Consider the following 13,661-nt stretch of genomic DNA (forward strand, 5'->3'; position numbering starts at 1 on the left):
GCATCGTCGTGCCCACCCGTTCCGACCTCGACTTCCGCCTAGGAGATGACCTGCTGTGCCACCTTCCCAGGGATCGGCGCATCCGTACCGGTTGCTCGGCGTCTACGCCGCGCTGCTGGCCGTGATCTACGCGCTGGTGTTCTTCACCGGTGACCATTCCCCCACGCCCAAGCTCGGCATCGACCTGCAGGGCGGTACCCGCGTCACCCTGACCGCGCGCACCCCCGACGGCAGCAGGCCCAGCCAGGACAGCCTGAAGAAGGCCCAGGAGATCATCGAGAACCGCGTCAACGGTCTCGGCGTCTCCGGCTCCGAAGTGGTCATCGACGGCGACAACCTCGTCATCACGGTGCCCGGTGAGGACAGCCAGCAGGCCCGCGCGCTGGCCACCACCGCCAAGCTGTACATCCGGCCGGTGCTGGCCGCGACGCAGCCACAGGCCGGTGGCGCCGCGCCGCAGGTGCCGCCGGCCCAGGGCGGGACGCCGACCACGAGCGCGCCCGCGCCCGGTGAGACGCCCGCGCCCGGCGAGACCACCGCTCCGGCGGCGGGCGAGCCGACCACCCCGGCCCCGCAGTCGCGGGTGTTCCCGGCGCAGGCACCGCCGACGCCGACCCCGGCTCCCGGTGGCACCTCCACCCAGCAGCAGCAGGCCAAGGAGATCGCCGACGCCAAGGCGCTGCGGCAGAGCACCGACCAGTCCGTACAGCAGGTCGCCGTGGCGAGCATGGACTGCACCAAGCCCGACCCGCTGGCGGGCAACGACGACCCGGCGCTGCCGTTGGTCACCTGCTCGCAGGACGGCACCGAGGTGTTCCTGCTCGGCCCGAGCCGCATCGACGGCCAGGAGATCGCCGACGCGACCTCCGGCCTGAACTCCCAGCAGGCCCGCCACGAGGTGAACCTGGAGTTCAAGTCCTCGGGTGCGGACGCCTGGTCCGCGCTGACCGGCGAGTACGTCTACAAGCGGGTCGCGTTCGTGCTGGACTCGAAGGTCGTCAGCGCGCCGCAGGTGCAGCAGGGTCCGCAGCTCGGCGGCCGCACCTCGATCTCGGGCAGCTTCACCGCCGACAGCGCCGCGGAGCTGGCCAATACGCTCAAGTACGGCTCGCTGCCGCTGTCGTTCCAGACCTCGGAGGCGGAGACGGTCTCGGCGACGCTGGGCCTGTCCTCGCTGAAGGCTGGTCTGCTGGCCGGCGCGATCGGCCTGATCGCGGTGCTGCTGTACTGCCTGTTCGTCTACCGCATGCTCGGCCTGCTGGCCGGGTTCTCGCTGATCGCGGCCGGTGTCGCCGTCTACGGCATCATCGTGCTGCTCGGCCGCTGGATCGGGTTCACCCTCGACCTGGCCGGCATCGCCGGTCTGATCATCGGTATCGGTCTCACCGCGGACTCGTTCGTCGTGTTCTTCGAACGCATCAAGGACGAGATGCGCGAGGGTCGCAGTTTCCGCTCGGCCGTGCCGCGCGGCTGGGCCAGGGCGCAGCGCACCAACCTGTCCGGTAAGACGGTCAGCCTGATCGCCTCGGTCGTGCTGTACCTGCTCGCCGCCGGTCAGGTGAAGGGCTTCGCCTTCACCCTCGGTATCACCACCGTCCTCGACGTGATCGTGCTCTACCTGGTCACCGCGCCGCTGATGATGATCGTCTCGCGTTCGCCGTTCTGGGCGAAGCCGTCGGTGAACGGTCTCGGCTCGGTGCAGCAGATCGCCAGGGAACGCGCCGCGGGCCAGGCCAGGCCGAAGGAGATGTCACGATGACCAACGCCCATCCCACCGACGAGTCGGTGTACCTGGACCAGGCCGAGGCGTCGCAGACCCCGAAGCACGGGTTCTTCGAGCGGCTCTACACCGGCACCGGCGGTTTCCCGATCGTCAGCCGCCGCAAGCTGTTCTACGGCATCGCGGCGGCCCTGTTGCTGATCTCGGTGCTGAGCATCGCGGTGCGCGGCTTCACCCTCGGCATCGACTTCGCCGGCGGTTCGCGCATCCAGATCCCGGCCGCCGACATCTCCACCCAGCAGGTGGAGGACGTCTACGCGCAGACCCTGGGCCACGGCCCGGTGTCGGTGCAGAAGGTCGGTTCCGGGGCCTCGGCCACCATCCAGGTGCGCTCGGAGACCCTGGACGCGGCCCAGACCGAGCAGGTGCAGAGCGCGCTGTTCGACGCGTTCCAGCCCAAGGACTCCGACGGCCAGGTCAGCCGCAACGCGATCAGCATCGCCGAGATCAGCGAGACCTGGGGCGGGCAGATCACCAACAAGGCGCTGATCGCGCTGGGGGTGTTCGTCGCGCTCACGATGATCTATATCGCGATCCGCTTCGAGCGGGACATGTCGATCGCGGCGATCGTGTCGCTGTTCTTCAACCTGATCGTCACCGCGGGCATCTATTCGCTGGTCGGGTTCGAGGTCACCCCGGCCGCGGTGATCGGTCTGCTCACCATCCTGGGCTACGTGCTCTACGACAACGTCGTGGTCTTCGACAAGGTCGAGGAGAACACCCGTGGCGTGCTGCACCTGAACAAGCGCACCTACGCCGAGCAGGCGAACCTCGCCGCCAACCAGACGTTGATGCGCTCGATCAGCACCACCGTCATCGGCATCCTGCCGATCATCGGCATGCTGGTGATCGCGGTCTGGCTGCTCGGTGTCGGCACACTCAAGGACCTCGCGCTGGTGCAGCTGGTCGGCATGATCGTCGGTGCCTACTCGTCGATCTTCCTCGCCGTCCCGGTGCTGGTGTCGATCAAGGAGCGCTGGGGCCCGGTGGCCGCGCACACCAAGAAGGTGCTGGCCAAGCGCGCCGCGGGCCCGGCCGGTGCCCGGGTGCCGGTCGGCGCCGCCGCGGGCGTGCCGCGCGGTCCGCGTCCGAGCGACGCCGGAGCCCCGCGGCCGGGCGCCCGGCCCAGCGGGAAGCGGCACAAGAGAAGGAACTGACGGCGACAGCAGGGGGTCTCATCATGCGACGCGGCACGATTCGACTGATCACCGTGCTGGCCACGGCGGCCGTGAGCACCGGCCTGGTGGCGGGGTGCTCGAGCAAGAACCAGGTGCCCTCCATCGGGTACGCCGTCGACGCGGCGGTCGCCAGCTACAACGGCGGCAGCACGCTCGGGGCGAGCAGCGGCGCGGCCGCGGTGTTCGGCCGGGTGCTGACCGGGTTCTTCTACACCGGACCGGACGGTCAGCAGGTCGCCGACACCGACGCGGGTACCGCGAAGGAAGTGCCGGGCGAGACGCAGACCGTGCAGTACCGGCTCAACCCGGACGGGGTGTACTCCGACGGGGTGAAGACCTCCTGTGACGATCTGGTGCTGGCCTGGTCGGCGCGCTCGGGCCGGTTCACCCGCCCGGGTGACCGCGGCCCGGTTCCGCTGTTCGACGCCGCGAGCACCGCGGGCTACGCCGACATCGAGCGGGTCGACTGCCAGCCGGGCTCCAAGGACGCCACCGTGGTGTTCCGCCCCGGCAGGCACTACCTGCCGTGGCGGACCCTGTTCACCGCCGCCGAGCTGATGCCCGCGCACGTGGTGGCGCAGGCGGTCGGCGTGCCGAGCGTGGTGAGTGCCTTGCAGACCGGGGACGGGGCCGTGCTCGGCCGGATCGCCGACTTCTGGAACGCGGGCTGGACCATGAAGGCGGGCTCGCTCGACCTGACCAGGTTCCCGTCGTCGGGGCCGTACCGGATCGAATCCTTCACCGCGAAGGACGGTCTGGTCCTGGTCGCGAACGAGAAGTGGTGGGGCAGCCCGCCGGCGACCAGCCGGATCGTGGTGTGGCCCAAGGGCACCGACTACGCGGCCAAGGCGAAGGAGAACGCGTTCGGCGTGGTCGACCTGGGCGCCGGGTCGGTCGCCGACCTGGCCCTGGCCGGCTTCGATGAGCAGACGGTCGCCAGTCGCAGCGCCGAGCAGCTCGTGCTCGCCACCGGCGGGGTGTTCGGCCCCGTCGAGGTGCGCCGCGCGTTCGCCCAGTGTGTGCCGCGCCAGGCGCTGTTCGACACGCTGGGCAAGGCGGGCGAGGTGCCGAAGAGCGGACTCGGCGCGGGTCCGCTGAACGCCCATGTCGTGCAGCAGGATTCGCTGTACTACCCGGCCGTGATCGGCGCGGCCGACCGCTACAAGGGTGCCGACATCCCCGCCGCGACGGCGACGTTGGCCTCGGCGCGCGCCGCGCAGCCGACTGTCCGGATCGGCTACCAGGCGCCGGACGCGCGCCGGGCGAAGACCGTGGCCATGATCGCCGAGTCGTGCCGCGGCGCGGGCATCACCGTGGTCGACGCGGGCGCACCGGATTTCACACCGGCCAGACTGGCCGAGGGTGCGGTCGACGCCGTGCTCGGCGGCACCGCTGCGGTCCCCGGTCCGGCAGGCTCGACCACCGGGGTGGCCGCGTTCGCGGCGTTGCGGGCCGGTAGCGGCCTCGATGTCGGTGGTTTCGCCAACGGTCGCTACGATGCGATCACCGATCAGCTTGCGGGCGAGACGAACTCGACCGTGACGCTGAATCTGCTGACCGAGGCCGAGAACCTGCTGTGGGCGCAGCTGCCGAGCATCCCGTTGTTCGCGACCCCGCGCCTGATCGCCTTCGGCACCGGCATGCAGAACGGGATCGCCGGGCCGACCCAGGCCGGAACCGGATGGAACATGGATCGCTGGGTGTTGCAGCGATGAGCAGTGGTGACAGTCACGCGGGGCGTGACCGTGAGGGAGAGGTGTCGATGAGCAAGCACGCGGTGGTCGAGTCCGACGACCAGGTCAGCGCGCGGACCAGCAAGGCCGCCGACGCGGTGTCGCGGCTGACCCGCTGGCACGACGACTTCCCCACGCCGGGTGTGCGTTTCGCCGATCTGACCCCGGTGTTCGCCGACGCCGAGGGCTTCCGCGCGGTCATCGACTGCTTCGCCGCCGTGGTCCCCGACGCCGACATCGTCGCCGGCGTGGACGCGCGTGGCTTCCTGCTCGGCGCAGGCGTCGCGGCCACCCTCGGCACCGGCGTGCTCGCCATCCGCAAGGGCGGCAAGCTGCCGCCGCCGGTCGTGTCGCGCGAGTACCAGCTCGAATACGGTTCCGCCGCACTGGAAATCCCGGCCGACGGGGTGGAGCTCGCGGGCAAGCGCATCCTGCTGCTCGACGACGTCCTCGCCACCGGCGGCACGCTCGCCGCCGCGGCCGCGCTGTTCCGGGAGGTCGGCGCCGAGGTGGTCGCCGCCGCCGTGGTCCTGGAACTCGAGTTCCTGCAGGGCCGCGAGCACCAGGGCGACTACCCGGTGACCTCGATCGTCAAGCTGTAGCCGCGCGCCACATCAGCCACAGCGGCGGGCCGCCGGGGATGCGGATCTCGTCGGTCACCGTGAAGCCGAAGCGTTCGTAGTACGGCACATTGTCGGGGTTGCTGGATTCGAGATAGGCGGCCGCGCCCTCGGCGTCGATCCGGTCCAGCCGCGAGCGCAGCAGCGTGTGGCCGTATCCGGCCCCACGATCCTCGGGGCGGGTGCCGATCATCGCCAGGTACCAGTGCGGAGTCGAGGGATGGTGCTGCTTGAGCAGGTCACCGACCGTTTTGCCGGCGCCGACGCGGCGCCCGAACGCGTGGATCAGGCCGGGCACCACGCGCAGTTCGGCGCTTGCGGCGGGCTGGCGGTCCGGCGGCGTCCACAGCGCGGCGCCCGCGACGGAACCGTCCGGGCGCACCGCGAGGTCGGAGGCGTCGGCGGGGAAGAAGATGTGGCGGGCCATGGTGGCGAAGAACCGCGGCAGGCCGACGGCGCGCCGGTGCTCGTCGGGCAGGATCCAGCCCATGACCGGGTCGTGCTGGAACGCCGCGCCGAGCGCGTCGGCGGCGGCTCGCACGTCCGCCGGTGCGGCGGCGCGTACTCGTCTCGGCTCCGTCATCGGTCCTCCGGTCCCTGATCCAGCCTCCGGTGGCTGAGGATCGCCCTGGCGTCCAGGCTAGCGTTTCGTGGGACCCGGTGATCGAGCTCACGGTGCCGGAAAAAGGGGTGGCGCGGGGGCGCGGCGGAGTGTTATCAATGAGTGGTCTTGTTCCCGGCGATCGGAGTCGTGCGTTGATTTCTTGAGGTAGCGCTCCCGGACGGTCCGCATTCTGCGCACCGTGTATCCGTCGCACCTCATAGGGGATCCGCATGACCTCTCTTTCTTTTTCCGATCTCTCCTTCCACTGGCCGGACGGCACCGTCGTGTTCGACGGGCTCGACGCCGTCGTCGGCCCCGGCCAGATCGGGCTGGTCGGCAGCAACGGCGCGGGCAAGTCCACCCTGATGCGGCTGATCACCGGCGCGTTGCGCCCGAATCGTGGCTCGATCACGGCGCCGGGGCAAATCGGCTACCTGCGCCAAGACCTCGGGATGCAGACCGGGCAGCGGGTGGAGACCGTGCTGGGCATCGCCGAGGTCAGGGCCGCATTGCACCGCATCGAACGCGGCGAGGGCGAACCCGAGGACTTCGACACCGTCGGGGTGCACTGGCAGATCGAGGACGAGGCGATCGCGCTGCTCGGCAAGCTGGGCCTGGACTACGTCGCCGGGTCGGTCGACGACCTGGACCGCACCCTCGACACGCTCTCCGGCGGTGAGACCGTGCTGCTCGGGCTGGTCGCCGAACTGCTGCGCGAGCCCGACGTGCTGCTGCTCGACGAGCCGACCAACAACCTCGACGCGGTCGCGCGCACCCGTCTCTACGAGGTGATCCGGCAGTTCCCCGGCACGGTTCTGGTGGTCAGCCACGACCGGGACCTGCTGGACCGGATGGACGGCATCGCCGAGCTGCGCGCAGGCGAGATCCGGTCCTTCGGCGGCAATTTCAGCGATTACGAACGCATCGTCGAGCAGGAACAGGAGGCGGCGCGCGCGGCGGTGCGCGACGCCCGCAGCGATGTCCGCAAGCAGGCCCGCGAACTGGTCGAGGCGCGGACCAAACTGGACCGCAGACAGCGGTTCGCGCAGAAGATGCAGGACAACAAGCGGGTGCCGAAGATCGTGGCGGGGCTGCGCAAGAACGCCGCCGAGGTGTCGGCGGGCAAGTTGCGTACCTCGCATCTGGAGAAGCTCGACTCCGCGCGCGAAACCCTCGATCAGGCCGAGGAATTGGTGCGGGCCGACCGGGAGATCCGGATCGACCTGCCCGGTACCCGGTTGTATCCGGGCCAGGATGTCGTCACCCTCCAGCAGGCGCGCCTGGCCAACGGCCCGGTGGTCGATCTGAGGGTGAGCGGGCCGGAGCGGATCGCGCTGACCGGGCGCAACGGGGCGGGCAAGTCCACCCTGCTGCGCCGGATCGTCGACGAACGGCCCAAGGTGCCGTGGCGGCTGCTGCCCCAGCGGCTCGACGTGTTCGACGAGACCCGCAGCGTGTTCGACAACGTCGCCGACGCCGCGCCGCACGCGAGCGCCGAGCAGATCCGGGGACAGCTGGCGCGCTTCCTGTTCCGCGGGGCCGACGCCGATATCGCGGCCTCGGCGCTGTCGGGCGGCGAACGGCTGCGGGCCGCCCTGGCGACCCTGCTGCTCGCCGAACCGGCGCCGAAACTGCTGATGCTCGACGAGCCGACCAACAACCTCGATCTGCCCAGCCTGGCGCATCTGACCCAGGCCCTGGCGAGTTTCGAGGGCGCGCTCATCGTGGTCAGCCACGACGCGCGGTTCCTCGACGACATCGGGGTGACCCGCACCCTCGAGCTCACGCCCGAGGGGCTGGTCGAGTAGCGCGGCTACCGTGCGGCGGCCCGGCGGATGACCCCGGGATCGCCGCACATGGTGGTCCCAGCCGGAGCGCGACAGCGGGCCGAACCTGGCCTCGCCCAACGGGATCCGGGTGTTGTCCGAGCCGACGGTGTCGGTCCGGCGCAGGTCGCCGAGCACGCGATGGATCATCGTCGGCAGTGGGGATGCGCCCAGGTCTCTTGACGATCACCGTTTTGGTTGCATAGACTAAAACAACGATACCGAGAGGGAGTGGTTCTGATGGGGTATGGGCATTGGGATGACAGTGCGTACCGGGCGGGCAAGACGTTCCGGGCGCGCGCGGGGGAGGACGACTTCGGCTACACCGCGCAGATGCGGGAGCAGCCGTACGACACCTGGTGCGCGCATCCGCTGCTCGATCCGTTCGGCGTGGGTGTGCGGGAGTGCCGGGATTCGGCCGAGCACGGGAATTCGCTGCCGGTCGCGGTGCTGTTCGATGTCACCGGATCGATGGGTCGGGTGCCGCGGATCATGCAGGACAAGCTCGGGAAGCTGCACGGGCTGCTGAAGAGCAAGGGGTACGCGCAGGATCCGCAGATCCTGTTCGGGGCGATCGGGGACGCCGACACCGACCGGGTGCCGCTGCAGATCGGGCAGTTCGAATCCGACAACCGGATGGACGAGCAGTTGCGGGCCATCCTGCTCGAGGGCGGCGGTGGCGGGCAGAAGTCCGAAAGCTACGAGCTGGCAGCCTATTTCCTGGCCGAGCACGTCGCGACCGACGCCTGGGACAAGCGCGGGAAGCGGGGCTACCTGTTCATCATCGGCGACGAGCTGAACAAGCCGCGCCTGGCCGCCCGCCACATCAGGGCGGTCATCGGCGATCACGTGCGCCGCGACGTGTCGGTGGAGTCGATCTATCGTGAACTCGCCGAGCGCTGGCACGTCTACTACATCCTGCCGAATCAGTCGTCCTACTACCGGGATCCGGAGATCGCCGACCACTGGCGGGGCCTGCTCGGCCAGAACTTCCTGAAGCTCGACGATCCCGGCGCGGTGTGCGAACTGATCGCGCTGACCATCGGGCTGGGCGAGGACCGGGTCGACGTCGACACCGGGCTGGCCGACCTGCGCGATGTCGGGTCGGTGGACGAGGCCGACGCGGTGGGCCGTGCACTCGGGGCGAGACCGTCCAGGCGGATCCGCGCGCTGCCGCCCGGCAAGTGACACGCGAGAAGGGAAGGAGCGCGGCCATGGTCGGTGCGGAACATCTCGTCGTCGTCGATCTGGGCTTCGGTGACGCGGGCAAGGGCGCGACGGTCGACTGGCTGTGCGCACCGGAGGCCGGCCTCGGGGTGGCGGCGGTCGTGCGGTTCAACGGCGGTGCGCAGGCCGCGCACAATGTCGTCGCCGACGGCCGTCACCACACCTTCGCCCAGTTCGGTGCGGGAACCTTCCACGGGGTGCCGACCGTGCTCTCGCGGCACATGCTCGTGGAACCGATCGCGCTCGCCGCCGAGTCCGAGCAGCTCGCGGCACTGGGGGTGCCCGATCCGCTGGGCCTGCTCGCCGTCGACGGCCGGGCCCTGCTCACCACGCCGATCCACATCGCGGCCAACCGTGCACGCGAGGACGCGAGGGGTTCCTCGCGGCACGGTTCCTGCGGTCGTGGCATCGGTGAAACGGCGTGGTACGCACTGGAACACGAGGCTCCGACGGTCGCCGACTGCCGCACGCCGGCGATCCTGCGGGGCAAGCTGGACCGGCTGGCCGCGCACTACGACGCGTTGATCGGGCCCAGCGCGCACGGCTACGAATCGATCGACGCGCTGGTGGCGATGTACCGCGATTTCGCCGGGGCGGTGCGTCTCACCGGCGACGGCGAACTCGCGCGGGCGGCGGCGCGCGGCAGGCTCGTGTTCGAAGGCGCGCAGGGTGTTTTGCTCGACGAATGGCGCGGTCTGCACCCGCACACCACGTGGTCGACGGTGGAACCGCGCCACGCCCGCGCGATGATCGCCGGGATCGGCGGCACCGCCACCGTGCTGGGTGTCACCCGGACCTACATGACCAGGCACGGCGCGGGCCCGCTGCCGACCGAAGCGCCGCTGGGAAACCCGGAGCCGCACAACGGCACCGGCCCCTATCAGGGTGCGTTCCGGCAGGGGCACCTCGATCCGATCCTGTTGCGCTACGCCGTCGACATCTGTGGCGGGATCGACGGGCTGGTGGTCAATCATCTCGATGTCACCGGAACCGCCTGCGCCGCAGCGGCATACGAGACCACGGCGGGCCCGGTCGCCGAGCTGGTGCCCGGCCGATGGCGTGATCTCGAGCACCAGCGACGGCTCACCGACCTGCTGTCGGCGGCGACACCGGTCCTCGAGCCTGTCGTCGGGGACCCGGCGGACTGGCTCGCCCACCGCCTCGGGGTGCCGGTGGTGTTGACCGGCCACGGACCGGATCGGCACGACCGCATCCTGCGTCGACCGGTGCTCGGCGCGGATTCGGCGGGCGTCGGGGCCCGTCTCGGCGCGACCGCGGCCCGGTCGGCGTGAACGAAGCCGGTCGGCGGGGCCGTGCTCGCGGCGGGCTCGGCGGCGGCGCGCGCAGCGAGAACGCGAGGGCGGCGCGGGTTCCCATTCGGCGCGCGCTTGCGGCAGGATGGGACGACGTGGAGCAATCCGTCGTATCGATCGATGTCGTCACGTTGCGGTGCTGGGAGGCCGACAGCGCGGTGCGCATCGGGATCGCCGCTCGCGAGTTCGAGCCGTTCACCGGCGAACTCGCGCTGCCCGGTGTGCTGCTGGGCCGGGGCGAGCGGCTGGCCGAGGCCGCCCGGCGGGCGGTGCACACCAAGCTGGGTGTCCCGGTCGAGGCGATCGGCGCGGTCGGTCAGCTGGTCACTTTCGACGAACCGCACCGCGATCCGCGCGGGCCCACCCTGTCGATCGCCATGTGGGCCGTCGTCGCCGAGCACGAGGGACCGGCCGAGTGGGTCGAGTTCGACGCCGTGCCGCCGCTGGCCTTCGACCACAATCGGATCGTCGAGACCAGCCGGACTCTGCTGGCCGGCCTGCTGTGGAAGGACCCGACCCTGACCAGGGCGCTGGCGGGCGAGGAGTTCCCCGCCACCCGCGCGGTCGACCTCAGCACCTCGCTGCACGGCACGCGTCCCGACCCGGCCAATCTCAATCGCACGCTGGCCGCGATCCCGGGGCTGGACCGCACCGGCGAACGGCGGCGGGTGAAGGCCACCGGTCGGCCCGCGGTCGTGTGGGCCTTCGGCGAGACGGCGTAGCAGGTCGCCGAGGCGCACCGGCGTGCTGAGGGTGGTGACGCCGCGTGGCTATGCGGCGGCGACCGGTAGGTCGTAGACCGCATACGTCCGGCGCAGCACCGGGTAGGACACATTGCGCACGGGAACGCCTCCCGTGGTCGTCCCGTATTCGGTGCCGGCGTGCGCATGGCCGTGGAGAGCGAGGGTGGCGCGGCCCGCATCGATCGCCTCGCCCAAGGCGTGGCACCCCAGTCCGGGATAGATGGGCGTGGGTTCGCCGACGAGCGTGTCGACGACGGGGGCGAAGTGGGTGAGGGCGATCCGGAGGGCACAGTCGAGGCCGTCGAGCGCCTCGCGCAGGCGCTGGGCGTCGACGGGTCCGCGGCGCATCCTGGCCCGATGCTCGGCCGAACCGGAGCCGGGATCACCAGGGTGGCCGGGGAAGCCGCCGGAGCCGCCCATCACCCCGGCGATCCCGACCCGCTGCCCGCGGATCGTCAGCGTGGTCGAATCACCGTCCAGGACAACCACACCGGTCTCGGTGAGCCGCCGCGCGATGAACTCGCCACGGTTCTCGTCGTGGTCGTGATTGCCCAGGACGGCGACCACCGGGACCGGGAGACCGGCCAGTTCCGCGCACAGAAGCGCGGTATTCGCCCGGGTGCCGCCCTCGGTGAGATCACCACCCAGGACCAACAGGTCGGCATGGCGGTCGAGGCGGAGGAAGCCGGGCCGGAACTTGCCGGCCACGGCGGGTCTCAGGTGCAGGTCGGCGATGGCGGCGAGACGGATCGGCGCGATGTTCCCCACCCGCCAAGGAGGCCACAGCGAGATGCGGCTGTCAACGCGATTCCCGGTCCACCAAGGGGGCGGGAGTGCCCACCCTGAGGGTTCGGCGGGTGGCCCCTGAGGTCTCTTCCGGTGCGCGGTGCAGGAGCGCAGAGTAGTAACTACGCCCCCGACCCTCCCGAAGGAACCACGACATGCAGTCGAGCTACGTGCACCACGTCAGGCAGCAGTTCTCCCGGTACGCGGACACCCGTTCCTACATCTACCTGCGGGAATCCGGTCGGGACCTGGTCGAGGAGGTCGTGACCTTCGGCGAGCTCGACCGCGATGCCCGCGCGTTTGCCCAGTGGTTGTCCGAGCAGCCGGAGTCGGCGCGGCCGGTGGTGTTGCTCTACCTCGACGGGATGGCGTTCCTGCGCGCGTTCCTCGGCTGCCTGTACGCCGGTGTCGTCGCCGTCCCGGCACCGCTGCCGCACGAGGACCGGGCCGCGCAGCGGGTGCGCGGCGTCGTCGCCGACTCCGGCGCCCAGCTCGTGCTCACCACCGCCGACTTCGCCGCGCTCGTCGCGTCCACCACCACCGCGACCGTCGTCGCGACCGACCAGCCGCTCGGCGACGCCGACGCCTGGCAGCTGCCCGACATCGACCTGGGCACGATCGCCTTCCTGCAGTACACCTCGGGCTCGACGGGCACGCCCAAGGGCGTCGTCGTCACCCACCGCAATCTGCTGCACAACGAGGCCGCGATCGTCGCGGGCGGGATGACCGAGGGGTCGACCGGGGTGAGCTGGATCCCGCAGTTCCACGACATGGGTCTGATCGGCATGTTGCTCGGCGCCGCCTACGTGGGCTCGAACCTGGTGTTCATGGCGCCGACGACGTTCATCAAGCGTCCGGTTCGCTGGCTGCAGGCCATCGACCGGTACCGGGCGAGCTACACCGCCGCCCCCAACTTCGCCTACGACCTGATCCTGCGCCGGGTCACCGACGAGCAGCTCGCCGAGCTCGACCTGAGCAGCCTCCGTGCCGCCCTCAGCGGCGCCGAGCCGGTGCGGGCCCGCACCATCGAGGCGGTGCTGGAACGGTTCGCGCCCGCCGGACTGCGCCCCACCGCGTTCCTGCCCGCCTACGGGCTGGCCGAGGTGACCCTGCTGGCCAGCGCCGCGGCGATGGACGCGGCACCGGTGTACTACGACCGGCCGGGCGATGCCCCGCTGGTCGGCTGCGGTCGCGCGGCCGACGGCCTCGAGATCCGCATCGTCGACCCCGCGACCCGCACGGAGCTGCCCGACGGGGCCACCGGGGAGATCTGGGTGCGCGGCGACAGCGTCGCGGCCGGGTACTGGAACCGGCCCGCCGAGACCCGCGAGGTCTTCGACGCCCATCTCGGCACCGAGGGACCGTTCCTGCGGACCGGCGATCTGGGCTTGCTCCACGACGGTGACCTGTTCGTCGCGGGCCGGCTCAAGGACCTGCTGATCGTCAACGGCCGCAACGTCCACCCGGCCGACGTCGAGGAGCTCGTGCAGCAGCTGCACCCCGCGCTCGCGGGCAACGCGGGGGCGGTCGTCTCGGTCGATGTCCTCGGCCGGGAACGACTGGTGGTGATCCAGGGTGTGCGGCCGGAACTGCTCGGTGACGACACCCTGGCCGGGCTGACCTCCGCGATGAAAATCGCGGTGGCGCGCGGATTCGAGGTGCCCGCGCCGAATGTGGTGCTCGTCGCGGCCCGCTCCGCACGGTCGGTGCATCGCACCACCAGCGGCAAGATCCAGCGCGGCTCGATGCGCGAGGCGTTTCTCGCCGATCGCCTCGAACGGGTACTGCACGAGGACCTCGAACCGGCGCTCGACCGCGCGCTGACCGCCTGATCGACCCGACCACAGCCAG

The 13,661-nt window shown here is 70.8% G+C and carries 11 protein-coding genes; 9 read left to right on the forward strand and 2 right to left on the reverse strand.

From position 1 onward, the window contains the following. Positions 1 to 55: 55 nt before the first annotated feature. From secD to ACIO52_RS13285, 4 genes are read left to right on the forward strand one after another with little or no spacing between them, the layout of a single operon-like run. Positions 56 to 1,759 carry a protein translocase subunit SecD gene (gene secD / locus ACIO52_RS13270; protein ID WP_316575436.1) on the forward strand — a complete coding sequence of 568 codons (1,704 nt, stop codon included), beginning with the start codon at positions 56 to 58 and terminating at the stop codon, positions 1,757 to 1,759. Further along, the gene (gene secF / locus ACIO52_RS13275) at positions 1,756 to 2,937 is read left to right on the forward strand and encodes a protein translocase subunit SecF (RefSeq protein ID WP_316575435.1); all 1,182 of its coding nucleotides are present in this window, start codon (positions 1,756 to 1,758) and stop codon (positions 2,935 to 2,937) included. The genes secD and secF overlap by 4 nt, the downstream gene beginning before the upstream one ends. 23 nt (positions 2,938 to 2,960) lie before the next feature. After that, positions 2,961 to 4,673 carry an ABC transporter substrate-binding protein gene (locus ACIO52_RS13280; RefSeq protein ID WP_218716427.1) on the forward strand — a complete coding sequence of 571 codons (1,713 nt, stop codon included), beginning with the start codon at positions 2,961 to 2,963 and terminating at the stop codon, positions 4,671 to 4,673. 47 nt (positions 4,674 to 4,720) lie between these two features. Continuing rightward, positions 4,721 to 5,293, forward strand: coding sequence for an adenine phosphoribosyltransferase (locus tag ACIO52_RS13285; protein ID WP_218716410.1), 573 nt, complete (start codon positions 4,721 to 4,723; stop codon positions 5,291 to 5,293). Here ACIO52_RS13285 and ACIO52_RS13290 read toward each other — a convergent pair. Then, positions 5,283 to 5,894: a GNAT family N-acetyltransferase gene (locus tag ACIO52_RS13290; protein ID WP_218716411.1), complete on the reverse strand. Its 612-nt coding sequence runs from the start codon at positions 5,892 to 5,894 to the stop codon at positions 5,283 to 5,285. The genes ACIO52_RS13285 and ACIO52_RS13290 overlap by 11 nt on opposite strands. A 251-nt stretch (positions 5,895 to 6,145) precedes the next feature. Here ACIO52_RS13290 and ACIO52_RS13295 point away from each other — a divergent pair, with 251 nt between their 5' ends. The 4 genes from ACIO52_RS13295 (at position 6,146) to ACIO52_RS13310 (ending at position 11,003) form a co-directional block, all read left to right on the forward strand. Further along, positions 6,146 to 7,723 carry an ABC-F family ATP-binding cassette domain-containing protein gene (locus ACIO52_RS13295; protein ID WP_402643866.1) on the forward strand — a complete coding sequence of 526 codons (1,578 nt, stop codon included), beginning with the start codon at positions 6,146 to 6,148 and terminating at the stop codon, positions 7,721 to 7,723. A 258-nt stretch (positions 7,724 to 7,981) separates the two neighbouring features. Beyond that, complete coding sequence (locus tag ACIO52_RS13300; RefSeq protein WP_316575433.1) at positions 7,982 to 8,929, forward strand: hypothetical protein; 948 nt, start codon at positions 7,982 to 7,984, stop codon at positions 8,927 to 8,929. Positions 8,930 to 8,955: 26 nt separating this feature from the next. Then, positions 8,956 to 10,260, forward strand: coding sequence for an adenylosuccinate synthetase (locus tag ACIO52_RS13305; RefSeq protein ID WP_402643869.1), 1,305 nt, complete (start codon positions 8,956 to 8,958; stop codon positions 10,258 to 10,260). A gap of 116 nt (positions 10,261 to 10,376) precedes the next feature. After that, entirely contained in the window at positions 10,377 to 11,003 is a 627-nt protein-coding gene (locus ACIO52_RS13310; protein ID WP_218716414.1) for an NUDIX domain-containing protein, read from the forward strand. Positions 11,004 to 11,051: 48 nt separating this feature from the next. On the opposite strand, the gene ACIO52_RS13315 is transcribed toward ACIO52_RS13310, so the two are convergent. Next, positions 11,052 to 11,792, reverse strand: coding sequence for a metallophosphoesterase (locus tag ACIO52_RS13315; RefSeq protein ID WP_402643872.1), 741 nt, complete (start codon positions 11,790 to 11,792; stop codon positions 11,052 to 11,054). 173 nt (positions 11,793 to 11,965) lie between these two features. Between ACIO52_RS13315 and ACIO52_RS13320 the strand changes: the two genes are divergently transcribed. Continuing rightward, entirely contained in the window at positions 11,966 to 13,642 is a 1,677-nt protein-coding gene (locus ACIO52_RS13320) for a fatty acyl-AMP ligase (RefSeq protein ID WP_342801872.1), read from the forward strand. Positions 13,643 to 13,661 lie beyond the last annotated feature (19 nt).

The organism is Nocardia sp. NPDC087230, assembly GCF_044744725.1.
Taxonomy (GTDB): domain Bacteria; phylum Actinomycetota; class Actinomycetes; order Mycobacteriales; family Mycobacteriaceae; genus Nocardia; species Nocardia canadensis.

Bases quoted from the DNA above. Each gene is read 5' to 3' on its own strand.
- secF (WP_316575435.1), top strand. From the start codon at position 1,756: ATGACCAACGCCCATCCCACCGACGAGTCGGTGTACCTGGACCAGGCC.
- ACIO52_RS13280 (WP_218716427.1), top strand. From the start codon at position 2,961: ATGCGACGCGGCACGATTCGACTGATCACCGTGCTGGCCACGGCGGCC.
- ACIO52_RS13285 (WP_218716410.1), top strand. From the start codon at position 4,721: ATGAGCAAGCACGCGGTGGTCGAGTCCGACGACCAGGTCAGCGCGCGG.
- ACIO52_RS13290 (WP_218716411.1), bottom strand. From the start codon at position 5,894: ATGACGGAGCCGAGACGAGTACGCGCCGCCGCACCGGCGGACGTGCGA.
- ACIO52_RS13295 (WP_402643866.1), top strand. From the start codon at position 6,146: ATGACCTCTCTTTCTTTTTCCGATCTCTCCTTCCACTGGCCGGACGGC.
- ACIO52_RS13300 (WP_316575433.1), top strand. From the start codon at position 7,982: ATGGGGTATGGGCATTGGGATGACAGTGCGTACCGGGCGGGCAAGACG.
- ACIO52_RS13305 (WP_402643869.1), top strand. From the start codon at position 8,956: ATGGTCGGTGCGGAACATCTCGTCGTCGTCGATCTGGGCTTCGGTGAC.
- ACIO52_RS13320 (WP_342801872.1), top strand. From the start codon at position 11,966: ATGCAGTCGAGCTACGTGCACCACGTCAGGCAGCAGTTCTCCCGGTAC.